The organism is Bizionia sp. (genome assembly GCF_048259285.1).
In the GTDB taxonomy this organism is placed as follows: domain Bacteria; phylum Bacteroidota; class Bacteroidia; order Flavobacteriales; family Flavobacteriaceae; genus Algorimicrobium; species Algorimicrobium hallyeonense.
Genome location: NZ_JBLXHU010000012.1, coordinates 1 through 20,458, shown reverse-complemented (window position 1 = coordinate 20,458; position 20,458 = coordinate 1). Strand labels below are relative to the sequence as shown.

Annotated in this window: 18 protein-coding genes; 11 read left to right on the top strand and 7 right to left on the bottom strand. The window is 33.8% G+C overall.

Annotation, left to right across the window (positions count from 1 at the left end):
* Positions 1-76 precede the first annotated feature (76 nt).
* A complete protein-coding gene (locus tag ACN0QX_RS07750; protein WP_417196139.1) occupies positions 77-1,096 on the top strand; it encodes an FKBP-type peptidyl-prolyl cis-trans isomerase in 1,020 nt (339 codons plus the stop codon).
* 70 nt (positions 1,097-1,166) lie between these two features.
* Here the strand turns inward: ACN0QX_RS07750 and ACN0QX_RS07745 are convergent, their stop codons facing one another.
* The 3 genes from ACN0QX_RS07745 to ACN0QX_RS07735 are packed head-to-tail and all read right to left on the bottom strand — an operon-like array spanning position 1,167 to position 3,631.
* Positions 1,167-1,751 (bottom strand): outer membrane beta-barrel protein, encoded by a 585-nt coding sequence (locus ACN0QX_RS07745; RefSeq protein ID WP_417196137.1) that lies wholly within the window; start codon positions 1,749-1,751, stop codon positions 1,167-1,169.
* A gap of 48 nt (positions 1,752-1,799) precedes the next feature.
* On the bottom strand, positions 1,800-2,753 hold the full coding sequence (locus ACN0QX_RS07740; protein ID WP_417196136.1) for a transketolase family protein: 954 nt from the start codon (positions 2,751-2,753) through the stop codon (positions 1,800-1,802).
* A gap of 32 nt (positions 2,754-2,785) precedes the next feature.
* Positions 2,786-3,631 carry a transketolase gene (locus ACN0QX_RS07735; RefSeq protein WP_417196135.1) on the bottom strand — a complete coding sequence of 282 codons (846 nt, stop codon included), beginning with the start codon at positions 3,629-3,631 and terminating at the stop codon, positions 2,786-2,788.
* A 168-nt stretch (positions 3,632-3,799) separates the two neighbouring features.
* On the opposite strand from ACN0QX_RS07735, the gene tgt reads away from it, so the two are divergent.
* The 10 genes from tgt to ACN0QX_RS07685 all read left to right on the top strand — a co-directional run bounded on the left by tgt (position 3,800) and on the right by ACN0QX_RS07685 (position 16,463).
* A complete protein-coding gene (gene tgt / locus ACN0QX_RS07730; protein ID WP_417196134.1) occupies positions 3,800-4,930 on the top strand; it encodes a tRNA guanosine(34) transglycosylase Tgt in 1,131 nt (376 codons plus the stop codon).
* Between the two features lie 17 nt (positions 4,931-4,947).
* Positions 4,948-6,024 (top strand): LptF/LptG family permease, encoded by a 1,077-nt coding sequence (locus ACN0QX_RS07725; protein WP_376861253.1) that lies wholly within the window; start codon positions 4,948-4,950, stop codon positions 6,022-6,024.
* On the top strand, positions 6,011-6,916 hold the full coding sequence (locus ACN0QX_RS07720; RefSeq protein ID WP_417196133.1) for a DMT family transporter: 906 nt from the start codon (positions 6,011-6,013) through the stop codon (positions 6,914-6,916). Before ACN0QX_RS07725 ends, ACN0QX_RS07720 begins: the two co-directional genes overlap by 14 nt.
* A 146-nt stretch (positions 6,917-7,062) precedes the next feature.
* Positions 7,063-8,016 carry an acetyl-CoA carboxylase carboxyltransferase subunit alpha gene (locus ACN0QX_RS07715; RefSeq protein ID WP_417196131.1) on the top strand — a complete coding sequence of 318 codons (954 nt, stop codon included), beginning with the start codon at positions 7,063-7,065 and terminating at the stop codon, positions 8,014-8,016.
* A gap of 168 nt (positions 8,017-8,184) precedes the next feature.
* Entirely contained in the window at positions 8,185-9,720 is a 1,536-nt protein-coding gene (gene dnaB, locus ACN0QX_RS07710) for a replicative DNA helicase (protein ID WP_248398653.1), read from the top strand.
* Between the two features lie 132 nt (positions 9,721-9,852).
* A complete protein-coding gene (locus tag ACN0QX_RS07705) occupies positions 9,853-10,872 on the top strand; it encodes an AI-2E family transporter (RefSeq protein ID WP_417196128.1) in 1,020 nt (339 codons plus the stop codon).
* A 139-nt stretch (positions 10,873-11,011) separates the two neighbouring features.
* Complete coding sequence (locus tag ACN0QX_RS07700) at positions 11,012-12,196, top strand: asparagine synthetase B (RefSeq protein ID WP_417196231.1); 1,185 nt, start codon at positions 11,012-11,014, stop codon at positions 12,194-12,196.
* 1 nt (position 12,197) lies between these two features.
* Positions 12,198-13,898: a tetratricopeptide repeat-containing sensor histidine kinase gene (locus ACN0QX_RS07695; protein WP_248398659.1), complete on the top strand. Its 1,701-nt coding sequence runs from the start codon at positions 12,198-12,200 to the stop codon at positions 13,896-13,898.
* Positions 13,891-14,559, top strand: a complete 669-nt coding sequence (locus ACN0QX_RS07690) for a LytR/AlgR family response regulator transcription factor (protein ID WP_248398661.1) — start codon at positions 13,891-13,893, stop codon at positions 14,557-14,559. Before ACN0QX_RS07695 ends, ACN0QX_RS07690 begins: the two co-directional genes overlap by 8 nt.
* 98 nt (positions 14,560-14,657) lie before the next feature.
* Positions 14,658-16,463, top strand: a complete 1,806-nt coding sequence (locus ACN0QX_RS07685) for a LamG-like jellyroll fold domain-containing protein (protein ID WP_417196125.1) — start codon at positions 14,658-14,660, stop codon at positions 16,461-16,463.
* A 404-nt stretch (positions 16,464-16,867) separates the two neighbouring features.
* Here the strand turns inward: ACN0QX_RS07685 and rplT are convergent, their stop codons facing one another.
* The 4 genes from rplT to thrS form a co-directional block, all read right to left on the bottom strand.
* Entirely contained in the window at positions 16,868-17,212 is a 345-nt protein-coding gene (rplT, locus tag ACN0QX_RS07680; RefSeq protein WP_248398665.1) for a 50S ribosomal protein L20, read from the bottom strand.
* Positions 17,213-17,308: 96 nt separating this feature from the next.
* Positions 17,309-17,506, bottom strand: coding sequence for a 50S ribosomal protein L35 (rpmI, locus tag ACN0QX_RS07675; protein WP_092208693.1), 198 nt, complete (start codon positions 17,504-17,506; stop codon positions 17,309-17,311).
* A 72-nt stretch (positions 17,507-17,578) separates the two neighbouring features.
* Complete coding sequence (infC, locus tag ACN0QX_RS07670) at positions 17,579-18,133, bottom strand: translation initiation factor IF-3 (protein ID WP_197503540.1); 555 nt, start codon at positions 18,131-18,133, stop codon at positions 17,579-17,581.
* A gap of 32 nt (positions 18,134-18,165) precedes the next feature.
* Positions 18,166-20,103 (bottom strand): threonine--tRNA ligase, encoded by a 1,938-nt coding sequence (thrS, locus tag ACN0QX_RS07665; RefSeq protein ID WP_417196123.1) that lies wholly within the window; start codon positions 20,101-20,103, stop codon positions 18,166-18,168.
* Positions 20,104-20,458 lie beyond the last annotated feature (355 nt).

The following is a 20,458-nucleotide window of genomic DNA, read 5'->3' as shown; positions in this document are numbered from 1 at the left end:
AAGGTCTAAAAACTACGTTAATGTTGTTGTACAAAATTATTTAAAAATTGTATCTTGCCAACAAAAATAAGCAATAATGAAATTAAGAAAAATATTAGTTCTTCTTTTAATTGTATCAGCGGTATTTACTGCCTGTGAAAAGGATGATGGAGGACCAGAGATTACACCCCTTAGGGATGCTACTGAAGTTTATGAAGAAGATCTTGAAGATATTGAAACATATCTGCAAACACATTTTTATAATTATGAAGAATTTCAAGAAAATAGTCCCTACAGTTTAGAGAATGATGCATTTCGCATAGTTTTTGACACTATTGCAGGCGATAATGCTGATAAAACACCATTGAAGGATATGGTAGATTTTAAAATTGTCCCTTTTGATGGTATTGATTATAAGCTTTATTACTTAAAGGTTCGTGAAGGACTTGGTAACGAAATCCACTTTACAGATCAAGCGACTTTAATTTATGAAGGCAGTAGTACAATAGATAACTTTGTTTTTGATAGTGCTGTAAACGAGTCTCAATTTAATTTATTAACCGTAGGTTCTTCGTCAGGTGTTGTACCAGGTTTCCAACAGGGGATTATTGAGTTTAAAACAAGTGATAGCTATACTTTAGATGATGATGGGCCTGTGTCATACCACAATCACGGAATTGGCGCTGTTTTTATTCCTTCGCGTTTAGGTTATTTTAATCAACCACTTGTTGGTGTTCCAGGTTATACCCCTTTAATATTTAAATTTAATTTGTACAAACGTGCTATTTTGGATCATGATATTGATGGAATTCCGTCATGGATGGAAGATATAGATGGTAATGGTGATGTGTATGATGATGATACAAATGGCAATTTTACACCAGACTTTTTAGATAATGATGATGATGGAGATGGCTATTTTACAAAAGATGAATTAGAGTATGGCGAATATACTATTATGGTGGGTGATCCAGAGCCTGTATTTGCTGAAAATGAATTTGAAGGTTCACGTACAGAAAATAATGGTGTTATAACCATTAAAACTGTAATCGTTACAGATAGAGATGGAGATGGAATTCCAGATTATTTAGATATTGATACCATTCCAGAAATATAAATTATGCCTTTAATAAAAACAAAAAAACCGCTATTTGCGGTTTTTTTGTTTTTATAATGTCGTTTCAACTTTAGAGTAACAATGAAATACTTAAAATGAGTTGATCCGGACGTGTGTCTATTCTTCTAATACTTAATCCGTTATCCGTGGCAAATACGGCTTCATTATCACTGAAACCACGTTCATAACGTAAATCAAATCCAATTTTATTTAAGCTAAAACCGACGCCAAAATTGAGTCCAACCGTAAAATCGTTTTCTATGGAGTCAATATTAATTCCATCAAATTCCGAGTCGATAATATATTGTAATGAAGGACCGGCAAAAACATTAAGTACTTTTAAAAATCGAACACCAACCAATAGCGGAGCATCAATTTTTTGCATTTTAAAATCACCAGTATTATATTTACTCTTGGTGGCTGTATAAACCAATTCTGGTTTGGCAAAAATCTTTCCTCCAGCTTTATAGAATAAACCAAAATGGTAGCCTACATTCCGGTCTGGTTTTTCTGCAGCGCTAACGGCCGATTCATAATAATTACCATTTGCGTTGTAGTTTAATCCACCTTTAAAACCAAAACCACTTGCGGTTTGAGCTGTTGCTGTGCCTATAAATAAAAAGGAGGCAACCAGACTTAAAACAAGATATTTCATAATTATTTGTTTTTTTGATTACCTCCTTTAAACGAAAATAAATTTCGTTTATTTTCTTTTCACGACAGTTTCTGCCGCTTTTACAATAGCTTCTGCATTTAGGCCATATTTTTCCATGAGTTGAGCAGGCGTTCCCGACTCTCCAAACGTGTCATTCGTTGCTACAAACTCTTGTGGTTTTGGATAGTTTGTTGCTAATACACGGGAAACACTTTCCCCTAAACCACCTAAATGGTTATGCTCTTCCGCCGTCACTATACAACCTGTTTTTTTAACTGATTTTAAAATAGCGGCATCATCTAAAGGTTTTATGGTGTGAATGTTAATTACTTCAGCAGAAATACCTTTCTCATTTAAAGTTTTAGCAGCTTCAAGAGCTTCCCAAACTAAATGACCCGTTGCCACAATCGTTACATCAGTACCATCCAATAAATGTAGGGCTTTACCAATTTCAAATTTTTGGTCAGCAGGTGTAAAGTTGGCCACACTTGGGCGTCCAAACCTTAAATAAACAGGACCTTCATGTTCTGCTATAGCAATAGTTGCAGCTTTGGTTTGGTTGTAATCACAAGGATTAATAACCGTCATGCCGGGTAACATTTTCATTAAACCAATATCTTCTAAAATCTGGTGTGTAGCACCATCTTCACCTAAAGTTAAGCCCGCATGCGATGCACAAATTTTCACATTTTTACCTGAATATGCAACACTCTGACGAATTTGATCGTAAACACGACCAGTTGAAAAGTTAGCAAAGGTTCCTGTAAATGGAATTTTACCACCAATAGTTAAACCAGCTGCTAGTCCAATCATGTTGGCTTCCGCAATACCGACTTGAAAAAAACGTTCGGGATGGTTCTTTTTAAAATCATCCATTTTTAACGAACCAATTAAATCCGCACAAAGAGCCACAACATTTTCATTGGTTTTTCCTAGTTCGGTTAATCCAGCTCCAAAACCTGAACGTGTATCTTTATTTCCTGTGTTTGTATATGTTTTCATTTGTATGTCCACCAAAGTGGAAGTCTTTTTAATTAATAATCGCCTAAAGTCTCTGGGTTTTGTTCTAAACCTATTGCTAATTGCTCGTCATTAGGTGCTTTTCCGTGCCATGCATGTGTATGCATCATAAAATCGACACCATTACCCATAACGGTTTTTAGCAAAACACAAACGGGTTTGCCTTGTCCTGTTTTAGATTTTGCTTCAGCCATTCCTTTTAATATAGCGTCTATATTATTACCGTCCTCAATCTCCACAACCGTCCAATCAAACGCTTCAAACTTGGCTTTTAAACTGCCCATTGGTAATACATCATCCGTAGAACCATCAATTTGTTGACTGTTTAAGTCGATAGTTGAAATAATATTATCAACCTTATTACCGGCTGCGTACATTATAGCTTCCCAGTTTTGACCCTCTTGAAGTTCGCCATCACCATGTAAGCTGTAAACTAAATGAGTATCATTATTTAATTTTTTTGCTTGTGCAGCCCCTAAAGCAACAGACATACCTTGACCTAATGATCCGGAGGCAATACGAATACCTGGTAAACCTTCGTGTGTAGTTGGGTGTCCTTGCAAACGGGAGTTAATTAATCTGAATGTATTTAATTCATCTACTGGAAAATAGTCCGAACGCGCTAAAACACTATAATATACCGGTGAAATATGACCGTTTGATAAAAAGAATAAATCTTCACCAAAACCATCCATATCAAATCCGTCCTTACGGTCCATGATATCTTGGTAAAGTGCTACAAAAAATTCGGCACAACCTAATGAACCTCCTGGGTGTCCAGAGTTTACCTTGTGTACCATACGTAAAATATCTCTACGTACCTGGGTTGTTAAATTTTCTAATTGTTGTGTGTTTGACATGTGTGTGTTGTTATTTTTATGTTGCAAAAATAACGCTTTATCTAGATTTATTATAAGAGTTTAAGTGCATTTATTAACGATTTCAATGCATTTGCTAACAATTTTGTTTTTATTAAGAAGTACATCGTAATATCTTATTTATATTTGCCCTCTCATGATAATTTGAATATGACATTTGACTTAAAAGCAACGGACCCGAAAACAAAAGCGAGGGCCGGAAAATTAACAACGGACCATGGTGTAATTGAAACACCAATTTTTATGCCTGTAGGAACCGTTGCAACCGTAAAAGGTGTGCATCAGCGTGACCTCAAGAATGAAATTAATCCCGATATAATTTTAGGAAACACCTACCATTTATACTTACGTCCACAAACAGATGTATTGGAAAAAGCGGGTGGAATACATAAATTTATGAATTGGGACCGGAATATTTTAACCGACTCTGGTGGGTACCAAGTATATTCCCTATCTGCAAATAGAAAAATTAAGGAAGAAGGGGTTAAATTTAAAAGTCATATTGATGGAAGTTACCATTTCTTTACACCTGAAAACGTCATGGAAATTCAACGTTCTATTGGTGCTGATATTATTATGGCTTTTGATGAGTGTACACCATATCCATGCGATTATAGATACGCCAAACGATCCATGCACATGACGCATAGATGGTTGGATAGATGTATTAATCATTTGGAAAAAACACCACTAAAATACGGGTATGATCAAGCTTTTTTTCCAATAGTTCAAGGAAGTACGTACAAGGATCTACGAAAACAATCGGCAGAATATATTGCCAATGCAGGAGCAGTAGGTAATGCTATTGGAGGATTATCGGTTGGTGAACCCGCCGAAGAAATGTACGGCATGACAGAAGTAGTAACTGCTATTTTACCTGAAGATAAACCCCGATATTTAATGGGAGTTGGAACGCCAATTAATATTTTAGAAAATATAGCCTTAGGTGTTGATATGTTTGACTGTGTCATGCCTACTAGAAATGCACGGAATGGGATGCTTTTTACGGCTCATGGTTCCATAAACATTAAAAACCTAAAATGGCGTGAAGATTTTTCGCCTATTGACGACATGGGAATCACCTTTGTTGATACCGAATATAGCAAAGCTTATTTAAGACATTTGTTTACGGTTAATGAATTGTTAGGAAAACAAATTGCTACCATTCATAATTTAGGTTTTTATATGTGGTTGGTTCGTGAAGCGAGAAAACATATATTAGCAGGAGATTTTGCCACTTGGAAAGATAAGATGGTAAAACAAATGGATAACCGCCTTTAATTTAGAAGCTACAGAAATTGAAAATATTAGATTGGTACATATTAAAACGTTATCTCTTTACATTTTTTGTTATGTTGTTACTGTTTATTCCAATAGGAATAACGGTTCACCTAGCCGAAAAGATTGGTAAAATTTTAGAGAATGAAGCACCTTTTGGTGAGGTCATGCTGTATTTTCTAGATTTTACTATTTACTTTGCACATCTATTATTCCCGTTATTTTTATTTTTGTCTGTTATTTGGTTTACCTCCAAATTAGCAAATAACACAGAAATTATCGCCTTTTTAAGCTCTGGTGTTTCTTTTACTCGTTTTTTAAGACCCTATTTAATTGGCGCAACTATCGTTTCAATTTTGGCTTTAATTTTAGGTTTATATTTAGCGCCGGAAGCGAGTAAGGGTTTTAATGATTTTAATTACAAGTACTTAAAAACGAATAAAAGTCCTATAGATAATCAAAATGTTTATAGGCAGATTAATGACAACGATTATATTTATGTAAGTAGTTTTGATACAAAACAAAAATTAGGGCAAAATTTCACTTTAGAACATATTGAAAATGATCGAGTGATTTACAAAATTACGGCAAATACAATTCGTTATGAAGAAGAAGACTCTACCTACAGGCTAACTAATTACGTAAAAAGAACCATAGGTGATGGTGATGATATTCTGGAAGAAAGCCGTCGGAAAAATGTTCATTTTGATTTTGATTTAGAAGATTTAACACCTGTAGAATATATTGCGGAAACCCTTCAATATGGCGAATTAAATAGGTTTATTGAAAAAGAAGAGGCACGTGGTTCATCTTATATTAGCCGTTACAAATTAGTGAAGTATAGAATTTGGAGTTTACCCGTTTCCGTATTTATTTTAACCATTATTGCCCTTTCTGTTTCATCTATTAAAAGGCGAGGAGGCATGGGCGTAAACCTGGCGTTTGGTATTGGTATTGCCATGGTATTTGTATTCTTTGATAAGATATTTGGTGTGTTGGCATCGCAATCAGATTTTCCGCCACTTATTGCTGTGTGGTTTCCAAATATATTATTCGGTATATTAGCTTCTTACCTCTTGTATAATGCTAAACGATAAATTAAAAAACTACGCACATTTACATCTGTTGGTTTTTATTGCTGGATTTACAGCTATACTAGGACAGTTAATTTCTATTGAGGCAGTTTCTCTTGTTTGGTATCGCATGCTTATTGCCCTAATTTTTATGGGTGTTTATGTCTATTTTTCCAAAGCAAAAATTAGAATATCACGTCAATCTATGCTCATGCTAGGTTTTGCGGGTATTGTTATAGCCCTACATTGGATTACGTTTTTTGCAGCAATAAAAGTGTCTAACATATCTATTACTTTAGCCATGTTTTCTACTGGAGCCTTCTTTGCTTCCTTTATAGAGCCCTTAATTTATAAACGAAAATTGATAGGATATGAAATCCTATTTGGGATTCTCGTTATAATTGGGGTTTATGTAATCACACAAAGTGAACTTCATTATTGGTTAGGTATTGTTTTAGGTATTGTTTCAGCTTTCTTATCATCACTTTTTGCTGTTTTAAACGGTAAGTTTTTAGAGAAGCATTCGGCAACGGTCATTTCATTTTATGAGTTTATTAGTGGAGTCATTTTTATAAGCCTGTATTTGTTTTTTGCCGGAAATGGTTTTTCTTCAGAATTTTTCGCCCTCCATCTATCGGATATAATCTACCTTTTAATTTTGGCTTCCGTATGTACCGCCTATGCATTTATAGCTTCGGTATATGTAATGCGCTACATAAGTCCATTCACGGTTGTGTTAACCTATAATTTGGAGCCCATTTACGGCATCATTTTGGCCATACTTATTTTTCCGGAAAAAGAAAAGATGAGCACTAATTTTTACATTGGAGCTTCCATTATAATTAGTGTTGTGGTACTTAACGGCATATTAAAAAATAGAAGAAATCGTCGGAATAAAATAACCATGTTGTCATAAAATTAATAATGCTTTTACCATGTAATTGGTAATTAGTACTTTTGTAAAAAGCGTTATGCATGCCTAATATTTCGTCTTTTTACTTCGGTTTAAAATGAAAAAAATATGTAGGTTTGTAGGCTAACTAATTTAAATTAAAAATTCCTATGGAATATTTAGAATTTGAACTTCCCATTAAAGAACTTGAAGAGCAGTTACAGAAATGCGAGATAATAGGTACGGAGAGTGAAGTAGATGTAACCGAGACTTGTAAGCAGATTGAAAAGAAGCTGATTGCTACTAAAAAAGATATATACAAAAATTTAACGCCTTGGCAGCGTGTACAAATGTCACGTCATCCAAACCGTCCATATACATTGGATTATGTAAAAGCACTTTGTGGTGAATCGTTTTTAGAGCTTCATGGCGATCGAAACGTTAAGGATGATAAAGCCATGATTGGTGGTTTAGGTAAAATTGGTGATCAAAGTTTCATGATTATTGGCCAACAAAAAGGGTATAATACCAAAACACGCCAATACCGAAACTTTGGAATGGCCAATCCTGAAGGTTACAGAAAAGCATTGCGTTTAATGAAATCTGCTGAAAAATTCGGTATTCCTGTCATTACCTTAATTGATACACCAGGTGCTTATCCGGGATTGGAAGCGGAAGAACGCGGCCAAGGAGAGGCAATTGCTAGAAATATATTAGAAATGACACGCTTAAAAGTACCAATTATTACCGTTATAATTGGTGAAGGTGCCTCAGGTGGTGCGTTAGGAATTGGTGTAGGAGATAAAGTCATGATGTTGGAGAACACCTGGTATTCCGTAATTTCACCTGAATCTTGTTCGTCTATCCTATGGCGCAGCTGGGAATATAAGGAATTAGCTGCCGATGCCTTAAAATTGACGGCTACAGATATGAAACGAATGAAATTAGTAGATCAGATTATTAAGGAACCACTTGGTGGTGCTCATAGTGATCGTGAAACAACTTTTTTATCGGTTCGTGATGCTATTTTAAAATCTTTTGAGGAGCTTAAAAACTTATCATCAAAAGAATTAGTGAAAAATAGAATGGATAAATATATGAATATGGGTGTTTTTAAAGGCTAATCCTTTTCATACTATACAACTTTAAAATCTGAAATTTTTTATTTCAGATTTTTTTATGCTTATTAACAATATAATCGACTTATTAACAGTTAAATTGTTAACTTATGGTTAACAACGAAACTCTAAAACTGCTATCATTATAGCAACCTTTTAATTACTTTCGCTCCTATGAAACAACCGAATCAAATAAAGGGATATCCCGTAGACAAAAGCACTTTAATCAGTCTTGAAAAAGGTAAAATACCACCGCAAGCTATTGATTTAGAGGAAGTTGTTCTTGGCGCTATGATGATTGACAAAAAAGGTGTTGATGAGGTTATTGATATTTTGAGTCCTGATGCATTCTATAAAGAAGCACATCAACATATTTTTGAAGCCATTTTTCAGTTATTTGAAAATAGTGAGCCCATTGACTTATTAACCGTTTCAAGTCAGTTAAAGAAAAATTTAAAACTGGATGTTGCTGGTGGCGATTTTTACCTGATTTCGCTTACACAAAAAGTGTCATCTTCTGCACATATTGAGTTCCATGCCCGTATTATTTTACAGAAATTTATTCAACGAAGTTTAATAAAAATTTCGAGTGAAATTATAGAAGATTCATACGACGAAACGCAAGATGTTTTTGATTTATTAGATAAAGCGGAAGCTAAATTATACGAAGTCACACAAGGAAATATTAAAAAATCCAGTGAAACCGCTCAAAGTTTGGTAATTCAAGCCAAGAAAAAAATTGAAGAAATTTCTAATAAAGACGGCTTAAGTGGTATTCCAACAGGTTTTACCAAATTGGATAAGTTAACTTCGGGATGGCAAGAAAGTGATTTAATTATCGTGGCAGCCCGTCCTGGTATGGGTAAAACCGCTTTAACCTTATCTATGGCCAGAAATATTGCTGTAGATCAAAATATTCCTGTGGCTTTCTTTTCTTTAGAGATGGCTTCAGTACAATTAATTATGCGTTTAATTTCGAGTGAAACAGGTTTGTCTTCAGAGAAATTACGTACAGGTAAACTAGAAAAGCACGAGTGGGAACAATTAAACGTAAAAGTTAAGGGTCTGGAAAAAGCACCTTTGTTTATTGATGATACACCATCCCTTTCTATTTTCGATTTACGAGCAAAAGCCAGACGTTTAGCATCTCAACATGGTATTAAATTAATCATGGTGGATTATTTACAATTAATGACGGCCGGAGGAAGTCAGAAAGGCGGAAACCGTGAACAAGAAATTTCTACAATTTCTCGAAACTTAAAAGCTTTGGCTAAAGAATTAAGTGTACCAGTAATTGCTTTATCTCAATTATCGCGTGCTGTTGAAACGCGTGGTGGAAGTAAACGCCCGTTACTATCAGATTTACGTGAATCTGGTGCTATTGAGCAGGATGCGGATATTGTGAGTTTTATTTACCGTCCAGAATATTATAAAATTGATGAATGGGATGATGATGAACGTTCGCCAACAGAAGGTCAGGCCGAATTTATTATTGCCAAACACAGAAACGGTGGATTGGATAACATCCGGCTGAAATTTATTGGTAATCTTGGTAAGTTTGATAATTTAGATGATTTTGATACGCCATTTGATCATGAATTTCATTCCAAAATGAACGAGGCCGCAAATGATAACACATTTAAAGCAGACCATTTTCCATCGCCTAATGATGCCTTTGGTGCTCCAGATGATAATGATGTTCCTTTTTAAACTCGACGGATTGGCGCAACTCATTTTAAACATTTTCTTTCTAATTTTAAAAACTTAAAATTGTCCTAACTTTTAGCAGGCATACCATGTTTTTGACTTAATTTTGCAATTCCATTTAATTGTGGCTTTTATATGAACCAGTTGCGTACTACAAATATATTATTATCCATCATCGTAATTCCGTTGGTGTTTTTTTTACTGAAAATACTTTCGTTTATATTTATTCCGTTGATTTTCTCCATGTTTATTGCCTTACTATTTTTACCGCTCATGCGTTGGTTAGGTAGAAAGAAAATTCCAAGAGCAATAAGCATAATAATAGTGGTTCTCTTAATAGCTATTGGTTTAAAAATTGGTCTGGAACTCGTTAAAGTTTCAGGTCGTGAAATCTTAAATTCGGAAACGGAATTTTTTGTAAAGGCTGAAGAAAAATTTGATGCCCTTTTACTTATGGGGAATGAAACCTTTGGAATTGAGGTTGATAGTAAAGAAAGCTTCTTTAAAAAATTCATTCACGAGGAAACAATTGGGGTTACTATTGATTTTGTTCGGAAAACTTTAACGATGATTTTAATGACCATATTTTTTGTTGTCTTATGGCTAGCCGAGTCTATTAATATTCAAAAAGTACTGAACAACACTTTACTTAAACTGAAACACACCTCTGTAAAAACCTTTATTAAAATTGAAAATGATTTAATAACGTTTGTCAAAGTTAAATTTGCCGTTAGTTTAGCCACTGGAATTGGAACCGGTTTGGCCTGTCTGTTTTTTGATGTTAGCTTTCCCATATTCTGGGGATTATTTGCGTTTTTAATAAATTTTGTACAAATGGTAGGTTCCATTATTACCGTGGTTTTATTATCAGCATTTGCCTTTATTGAGTTAGATCCTACGAGCATTTTATTCTTCTTTGTGGTTTCAATAACAGGTGTTCAGGTTCTTTTTGGTTCTATACTTGAACCGATTTTTATGGGGAAATCGTTTTCATTAAACGTTATAACTGTTTTAGTTATGCTTATGCTTTGGGGCTATATCTGGGGAGTTCCAGGTTTAATTATGGCTATTCCAATCACTGTTTTCTTAAAAATCATGTTGGAACAGTTTGAAAGTACTAAAGTAATTGCTAATTTATTATCAGGTAAAAACTAGACCATTATTGAGGTTAAAATTATTTTAAATTAATTTGAAAGGTCTATATTTTCAGTATCTTTCAACTATGAAAAAGTTAACCGTTCTCTTGCTGTTTTTGTTCACCTTAAATAGTTTTGCATCCTATATTTTAATTCCTATGGATGCCGAAGGCCAGAAAAATCATCTGAAGGCTTACGGTATTACCTATTGGACTTTGGATAATCAACTAAAAGTAAATTGGTTGTTGAATTACAGAGGTGGATCCTTTTTGCTTCCAGATACGGAACGCATTCGTCGGGAATGTCAAATTCGTGGTGTATCCTTTGAAGTTCTTTCGGATTCTAAAGCAGAAGCTATTCTTACAGAAATTAGTAGTCCGAGTAAAAATATGGAATCCGTTGTGCTTGAAAAAGCACCCAAAATTGCTGTGTATTCACCAAAAGGGAATTTACCTTGGGATGATGCCGTAACTATGGTTTTAACCTATGCTGAAATTCCTTATGAAACCATTTATGATGAGGAAGTATTGAATGATGCCTTGTTATTATATGACTGGTTGCATTTACATCATGAAGATTTTACTGGGCAATACGGAAAGTTTTACGCCAACTACAAAGCGGTTTCTTGGTATATTGAAGAAAAGAAAGCTGCCGAAGCTCTGGCAAAACGGCTAGGCTATGATAAGGTTTCCAATCAGAAATTAGCGGTTGCCAACAAGATTAGAGATTATGTTATTGGCGGTGGGTTTATGTTTGCCATGTGTAGTGCTACGGATAGTTTTGATATTGCATTATCTGCCGATGGTGTTGATATTTGCGAACCCATGTTTGATGGCGACCCTAGTGATGCTAACTATCAAAGTAAAATTGATTATGCTAGAACCTTCGCATTTAAAGACTATATTTTAGAAAGGGATCCTAACGTCTATGAGTTCTCCTCTATTGATATGACAACAAAACGTAGAATACCAAAGATGACGGATTATTTTACGTTAATGGATTTTTCGGCAAAATGGGATCCAATTCCAACTATGTTAAATCAAAATCATACAGCTTTAGTTAAAGGCTTTATGGGACAAACTACCTCGTATAGTCGAGATCAAATAAAGGCAAATGTGTTAGTTTTAGGTGAAAACAAAACCAATGGAGAAGCCAAATACATACATGGAGTTAAAGGGAAAGGTTTTTTTACCTTTTATGGTGGTCATGATCCCGAGGATTATACCCATAAAGTTGGTGATCCGAAAACGGAATTGGACTTATATCCAACATCACCTGGATACCGATTAATTCTTAATAACGTGCTATTTCCAGCCGCTAGGAAAAAGAAACAAAAGACCTAGAATGAAGCATACTATCGCTTTTCTTTTTTTACTTTTTTCGCTATTATCATTTTCTCAAAATGATTCCATTATAAGTTATGGTCAAAACCTGATTTATGAAAACAAGTTGGATGATGCTATTTCGTTTTATAATTCTCATTTAACCGAACCTCAAAGTCCAGAACAAAAAATAAAATTACTAATAGGATTAGCCGATACCTATAAATTGAAATTGGATTTTAAAAAAACCAATGCGTATTTAATGGAGGCCTATGAGGAGATTGAACGAATAGAAGATCTCCAATTAAAATTCCTGTATCATGTTAAAATGATGGAGTTTTATAGAAAAAGAGGACTTTATTCAGAGGCATTAGATCATCAGCTCAAAGCCGAAATTTTAAAAAGAAACAACCCAATTGCCGATTATTATTTATCCAGTTATTATGGTCGAAAAGCAGCACTTTTCTCTCAGCATTTTGGATATTTAGATTCCGTTGTGATTTACGCTAATAAATCTTTAAAATTGGCAGAAAAGGTAAATCACAAGGGTAATATATTTTATTCAAAATTAGAATTAGCTAGTGTTTATGAGCGGCGCGGAGATGTAAAAGGAGCCATTACCCATTTTAAAGATTTATTAGAATATGCCAAGAATAATAATTTGGTACAACATCAAGCTGATGTTTATATTAATTATACCAATGCTTTAATTAAAGATAATCAATTAGAAAAAGCCTTACAAATAGGGTTGGAGGCTATAGATTTTACAAAAGCCAACGACTTATTATTTAATGAAATAATTGTAACGATAAACGTTTACGAAACCTATAAAAAGCTAGGTAATAATGTAAAAGCATACGATTATTTGCTCTATCGTATGGTGCTTACAGATGCATATAACAGAAAAGAGCATGATAAATTTTTATTTGAACTTGAGGAAAAGTATAAACTTACAGAAAAGGAAAATCAAATTAAAATTAGTAACCTTGAAATTAAAAACAAAAATAAAGAATTAGCTTCGAATAAAATTAATCTTTATATTATATTGGGGTTGTTTTTAATAGCAATTGTTGTAACATTAATGATCACCTATTTTCTACAAAAAACAAAAAAGAGCAACAGAAAGTTACAATTACTGTCACAAGAAAATGAGTTTTTATTAAGCGAAGCCAATCACCGAATTAATAACAACTTACAACTTGTTGTTATTCTTATTTCAGATCAGTTAAAAAAATCATCACCAGACAATGCGTTCCAGCTTAAAAGTATATTAACAAAAGTAGATGCTATTTCAACCTTGCATAAGCATTTGTATAAAAATAGGGATAAAAGTAAAGTAGATGTTGCAAACTATTTGAATGATGTAAAAGTTAGCTTCTTCGAGGTCTTTAAGGAGAACGATATTCAAACCGATTTTAAAATCGATTCTGTTGATATTTCTTCAGATCATGCCATGTATTTTGGCTTACTGCTTTCAGAGTTGTGTATCAATTCCATTAAACATGCCTTTGATAAGGAAGACAGTAAAACGGTAAATTTCAGATTGACTCACAAAGAAAACAGGATGTATTTTAATTATTCCGATACAGGTTCACGCGAAAAAAATAAAGAGGTCAAGCCAAAACTAATTGATAAAATTTGCCGTCAGTTAAAAATAGAGTATCAAATAGAAACCGATAATGGGTTCTCTTTTTCATTTGAAAAACACATTACTAATGACTAGTTACCAAAACACTAAAGTCCTTATTGTAGAGGATGATGTGATTATAGCGGAATATATTGCTGATTTGTTACAGGATGAACAATTTTCTAATTTAAAAATAGTTCACGATAAGAACTCCGCTTTACATGAAATGGCTTCCTTTCTACCAGATATTATTTTAATGGATATCAACTTAAGTGGTTTTAATGACGGGATTGAATTATCAAAATCTAAAAACACGAACGCAACGGTTATTTTTATCACAGGACAGTCTGATTTTGCATTAATGAATGAAGCCTTAAAAACGAATCCAGATGCTTATTTAACAAAACCCATTAAAAAAGTAGATGTTTTGGCATCCATTAGTTTAGCTATTCAGAAAAAACAAAAGCAAAGTTTTCAGTTTAAAGATGGATATGACATTGTGAATTTAGAATATGATGCTATTAAATACATTATGGCTGACGGTAATTATAGTAATATTTATACAACTTCTAAAAAATATACAATTAGGCAGTCCTTAAGTACTATTTTTAAACAATTACCATCAGATATATTTAAACAAACCCATCGGTCATATGTTGTAAATAAAAGTAAAGTGCTTCGTATAACAGCCTCTTCCGTATTTGTTAATGATGTAGAAATTCCATTATCCCGAACCTATATAAAAGGCTTTAAGTAGTATTTTACATACAAACAACTGTATTTCATCCCTGTTTATTTGCAGTTCATGGATAAAAATTTAGTTTTGGTCGACAATTAATTCAAACTAAATTTTTTATGAAACTAAAATTACTTTTAATTTTTGCTGTATTGTTTGTAACTGCAGCTTCCGCTCAAACCTTTTCTGTAGGTGGCGTTAATTATTCTGTTATTTCAACAACTAACAATACAGTGGGTGTTACTTCGTCTGCAAGTTATGTGGGGGAATTAATAGTTCCTTCAACAGTTCAAAACGCTGGTGTTACTTATACTGTCGTTTCAATTTTAGATGCTGCGTTTCAAAATAGCACCACTTTAACTTCAATTACAATACCAAATACCGTTACTGAAATAAGGAATAGTGCGTTTCGATTTTGTACAAATTTATCCGCTGTAGACATGGGGGATTCTGTTACAAGTATTGGACAGCTTTCATTTAATGCGTGTTTTAGTTTAACTTCTGTGGTTATTCCTAGTTCAGTCACAAATATTAGTATTAATGCATTTGAATTTTGTAATACTTTGACCTCGGTTACAGTCGAATGGGTAACACCGTTGTCTATTAATAGCAATGTTTTTACAGGTGTAAATATTGGTATGGCAACTTTAAATGTTCCTGCTGGAACAGTAGCAACTTATCAAGCAGCACCAGTTTGGCAAAATTTTGGGACTATTTTACCACCACCACCAGCAACCCATTTAAATTTTGACGGTGTTAATGATCAGCTTAGTATTCCAAATGAGGCCAATTTCGATTTTACAAATCAAATGACTGTAGAGCTTTGGGTGAATTCAAGCGTGATGCCGCAACAATGGGATGCTTTAGTGGTAAAAGGGGATGATAGTTGGAGGTTGCATTTAAATGATTCAGGAACTGTGAATTTTACATGTAGCGGCGTAACACCTGTACAAGAAATTAATTCAATTTCAAATATAAACGATGGTAATTGGCATCATATAGCTGCAACTTTTGGTGGTAACGCTATTAAGATTTATATAGATGGTGTATTAGAAACTCAAGCTCCCGCTTCTGGTATTATTAATAACAATGCACAGACGGTGTTAATAGGAAACAATCCAATATATCCTGGTCGTTTTTTTACAGGTAATATGGATGATATCCGTATTTGGAATGTTACTAGAACAGCAGAACAAATAAATGGTTCAAAAGATTGTGAATTAGATGGCACTGAAACAGGTTTAGTTGCGTATTACAATTTTAACCAAGGGCTTGACTCAGAAGATAACACTTCTGAAACGACATTAACAGACCATACAGCAAATGCTAACAATGGAACCTTAAACAATTTTACTTTAACAGGAAGCACATCTAACTGGTTAGCAGGTTCTCCTGTAACAACAGGTTCAATAATTCCTTCTGAAGCGACAGTTACGACTCCAGTAACGTATACCCAAAACGATACAGCAACTCCTCTAACAGCAACAACAGGTTCTAATGGTACAGGTTTATTATGGTACACAACAGAAACTGGAGGGACTGGTTCAACAACAGCTCCTACACCAGATACATCTACAGTTGGATCAGCATCCTATTGGGTAGCTAGTACAAATGCAAATGGATGCGAAAGTGCACGTGTAGAAATTGTTGTAAATGTTCAAGAAACTTTAGGTTTAGAAGAGGTGGAAGCTTTAAAAAATATTCACGTGTATCCAAACCCAACAAGTGGTAATGTTTCCATTAGCTTTCCGAATGCATTGGAATCAAAAATTTCACTTTATGATTTGAACGGAAGGTTATTATTGAATACAACAGAAACGACCACGAAATCTATCATTGATTTGAGCAACTATGAGGATGGTGTTTATCTTTTAAAAATAGAAGTAAATCAAAACGAAATTATTAAAAGAGTTATAAAGTACTAATGAACTCAATAATTAAACAGGCTATTTAGGTTAAGTTGAAAACAGCGACTATCAGAATTGATATCGCTGTTTTTTTTATGAATGCCTCTATGTGATATATTATAAAATAGAAATATGAAAAGCCGTGTTATATTGCATTCACATACAAAGTGCTGCATTTCAAAACGTCTTTTTTGTGAGGAGTAAAATTAGTTATAGTTTAGTTCTGTAAAGCTATTACAGTCAATTTATCATGGGTTTAAATACTCAACATTAATTAAATTAAGGGATTTGATTAATTAGCATGAGGCAGCGATATTCAGTTTTGGATTTCGCTGTTTTTATTTTAAAGCATAAAAAAATCCGATTCAATTAAGAATCGGATTTTTTATAAGCGAAATATGTTTTACAATAGGCGAAACGCCTTACTTTACTTTCTTTACTACAGCTGCAAATGCATCTGGGTTATTCATGGCTAAATCAGCTAAAACTTTACGATTTAATTCGATATTGTTAGCTTTCATTTTACCCATAAACTGTGAGTAAGACATACCATGTTGTCTAGCTCCAGCGTTAATACGTTGGATCCATAATGTACGGAATGTTCTCTTTTTAACTCTACGGTCTCTGTACGAATATTGCATCGCTTTATCAACCGCATTTTTTGCTACTGTCCAAACGTTTTTACGACGTCCGAAGTAACCTTTTGCTTGTTTAAGCACCTTTTTTCTTCTGGCTCTTTTGGCAACAGAATTTACTGATCTTGGCATAATTTTAAATTTTTTTGTAGTAGGCGATCTTTTTCAGATACTTTTTTGAGCCTAACTCCAGGGTTTATAAATAATTCTAACCGAACGTTTTTACAATTATTTTAATCGTAATTGTTCCTTAATGCTGTTAACATCATTGTCATGTACTAACGTACTATGAGTTAATGCTAACTTACGCTTTTTAGATTTCTTTGTTAAGATGTGACTCTTAAAAGCGTGCTTTCTTTTAATTTTACCAGTACCAGTAATTTTAAATCTTTTCTTGGCACTAGATTTGGTTTTCATTTTAGGCATTTTTCTTCCTAGTTTAAGTTATTTCGCTTACTATCTTCAATCTGTCTCGAAGCGTCGAGAACAGCATTTTTGTTATTTTGATTTTTTTGGAGCAATAAACATCGTCATTCGTTTACCTTCCAGCTTCGGCATTTGTTCTACTTTGCCTAAATCTTCTAAATCTTGCGCTAAACGCAATAATAGAATTTGTCCTTGTTCTTTAAAAACAATGGATCGGCCTTTAAAAAATACAAAAGCTTTTAGCTTTGCACCTTCTTGCAAAAACTTCTCGGCATGTTTCTTTTTAAACTCGTAATCATGATCATCAGTTTGAGGACCAAAACGAATTTCTTTTACAACAACTTTTGAAGCTTTCGCTTTTAAAACCTTTTCACGTTTCTTTTGTTCGTAAAGAAACTTTTTATAATCCATCACTTTACAAACAGGAGGATCTGCTTTTGGCGATATTTCAACAAGGTCAAGCCCTTGCTCATCAGCTATTGCCAATGCTTCTTTTGTTGGGTAGACACCTACTTCAACATTGTCACCTACTAAACGCACTTTTTCAACCCTAATTTTAGTGTTGATTTTGTGCTGATCTTCTTGATTTACTCGACGAGGAGCTTGTCTTCTTCTACGTATTGCTATGGCCTTATAATTTTAGTTTAACTTATTTTTTATTAAAATTTCTTTAATGTTTTATTGACTTCTTTGTTCAACAATTCAGTAAACCCTTGTACAGAAATCATGCCAAGATCTTCACCTCCATGCTGACGAACAGAAATTTTATTTTCTTGTTCTTCGTTCTCACCAACAATAATCATATATGGGATCTTCTTCATTTCGGCTTCCCGAATTTTCTTACCCATCGTTTCGTTTCTATTGTCAATTAGGGCGCGAATTTCGTCATTTTCTAGCGAATTTAAAACTTTTTTCGCGTATTTTTCATATTTTTCACTAATAGATAACACAATTACTTGTTCAGGCACCAACCACAATGGGAAGTTACCTGCGGTGTGTTCTAGTAAAATAGCTACAAATCTTTCCATGCTACCAAAAGGCGCACGGTGAATCATGACGGGTCTGTGTAGCTCGTTGTCACTGCCTTTATAGGTTAATTCAAATCGTTCTGGTAAATTATAATCGACTTGAATGGTGCCTAGTTGCCATTGTCTTCCAAGGGCATCTTTAACCATAAAATCTAATTTTGGACCATAAAAAGCAGCTTCGCCTGTTTCTACAACATAATTTAAGTTTTTGTCCTTGGCGGCATTTAAAATAGCGGCTTCTGCTTTTTCCCAATTCTCATTACTTCCAATATATTTTTCAGGATTTTCAGGATCGCGTAAAGATACTTGTGCTGTGAAGTTATCAAACCCTAAAGATCCAAATACATACAATACTAAATCAATAACATCTTTAAACTCTTTATCTAATTGGTCTGGCGTACAAAATATGTGCGCATCATCTTGAGTAAAACCTCTTACACGTGTTAAGCCATGTAACTCTCCACTTTGCTCATATCTATAAACGGTTCCAAATTCAGCAAACCGTTTTGGTAAGTCTTTATAAGACCACTGAAAACTATTGTATATCTCACAGTGGTGTGGGCAATTCATGGGTTTCAATAAAAACTCTTCGCCATCTTTAGGTGTTAGTATAGGTTGAAAGCTATCTTCACCATATTTCTCATAGTGTCCAGATGTTTCGTAAAGTTCTTTCTGTCCAATATGCGGTGTAACAACCATTTCATAACCAGCTTTTTTCTGCGCATTTTTAAGAAAATTCTCTAAACGCTCCCGCAATGCAGCTCCTTTTGGTAACCACAATGGTAAACCTTGACCTACTTTTTGGGAGAATGTAAAAAGTTCAAGCTCTTTTCCAAGCTTTCTATGATCGCGTTTTTTTGCTTCTTCTAATAAGTGAAGGTACTCTGTTAATTCCTTTTGTTTAGGAAATGAAATCCCATAAACACGTGTTAATTGTTTATTGTTTTCGTCACCTTTCCAATAAGCGCCAGCAACACTTAATATTTTAACGGCTTTGACAATTCCGGTATTAGGAATATGGCCACCACGACATAAATCTGTAAATGTGTCATGATCGCAAAATGTAATTGTGCCATCTTCCAAGTTCCCTATTAAATCTAATTTATAATTGTTTTTATCTCTATAATAAGATAGCGCTTCTAGTTTGGAAACTTCCCGCATATTGAATTCATGTTTTCCACGTGCTATTTCTAACATCTTATCTTCAATACGCTTAAAATCTTTATCAGATATGGTTTCTTCTCCTAAATCAATATCATAATAAAAACCATTTTCAATTGCCGGACCAACCCATAACTTAGCAGTAGGGTAGAGTGTTTCAATTGCTTGAGCTAATATATGTGCGGATGAATGCCAAAATGCTTTTTTACCCTCATCATCGTTCCAGGTGTATAAAACAAGAGTACCGTCTGTTGTTAATGGGGTTTTGGTTTCTACAACCGTATCATTAAATTTTGCAGAAATAACGTTTCTAGCTAATCCTTCGCTAATGCTTTTTGCAACGTCCATGGAAGTTGTTCCCTTCTCAACTGACTTAATACTGCCATCTGGCAATGTAATATCTATCATTATATAGTATGTAATTATGAAAGGACAAATATAACAGGATAAATTTTTACATACAATATATATATAGGTATAAATTTAAAAACTAATTAGTAAAGCCGCTACCTTATATAATAGGTTATGTCTGGAACTTCTTCCTATAAATACGTAATAATTACAATATAATATTACCCGATATATACGTTGATTTGGATTTGTAACTGGACAAAAAAGAATACCTGATTTAAACAAATCCTGCGCCTAAGGTAATATTACCTATTTATACTAGTAAAAATGTTATGTGTAACCACTTGATACAGTGCAAGAAGAAAATTATTTCAAAAAAACATGAATAAAAGTTTGTAAAAGGGTAGAAATG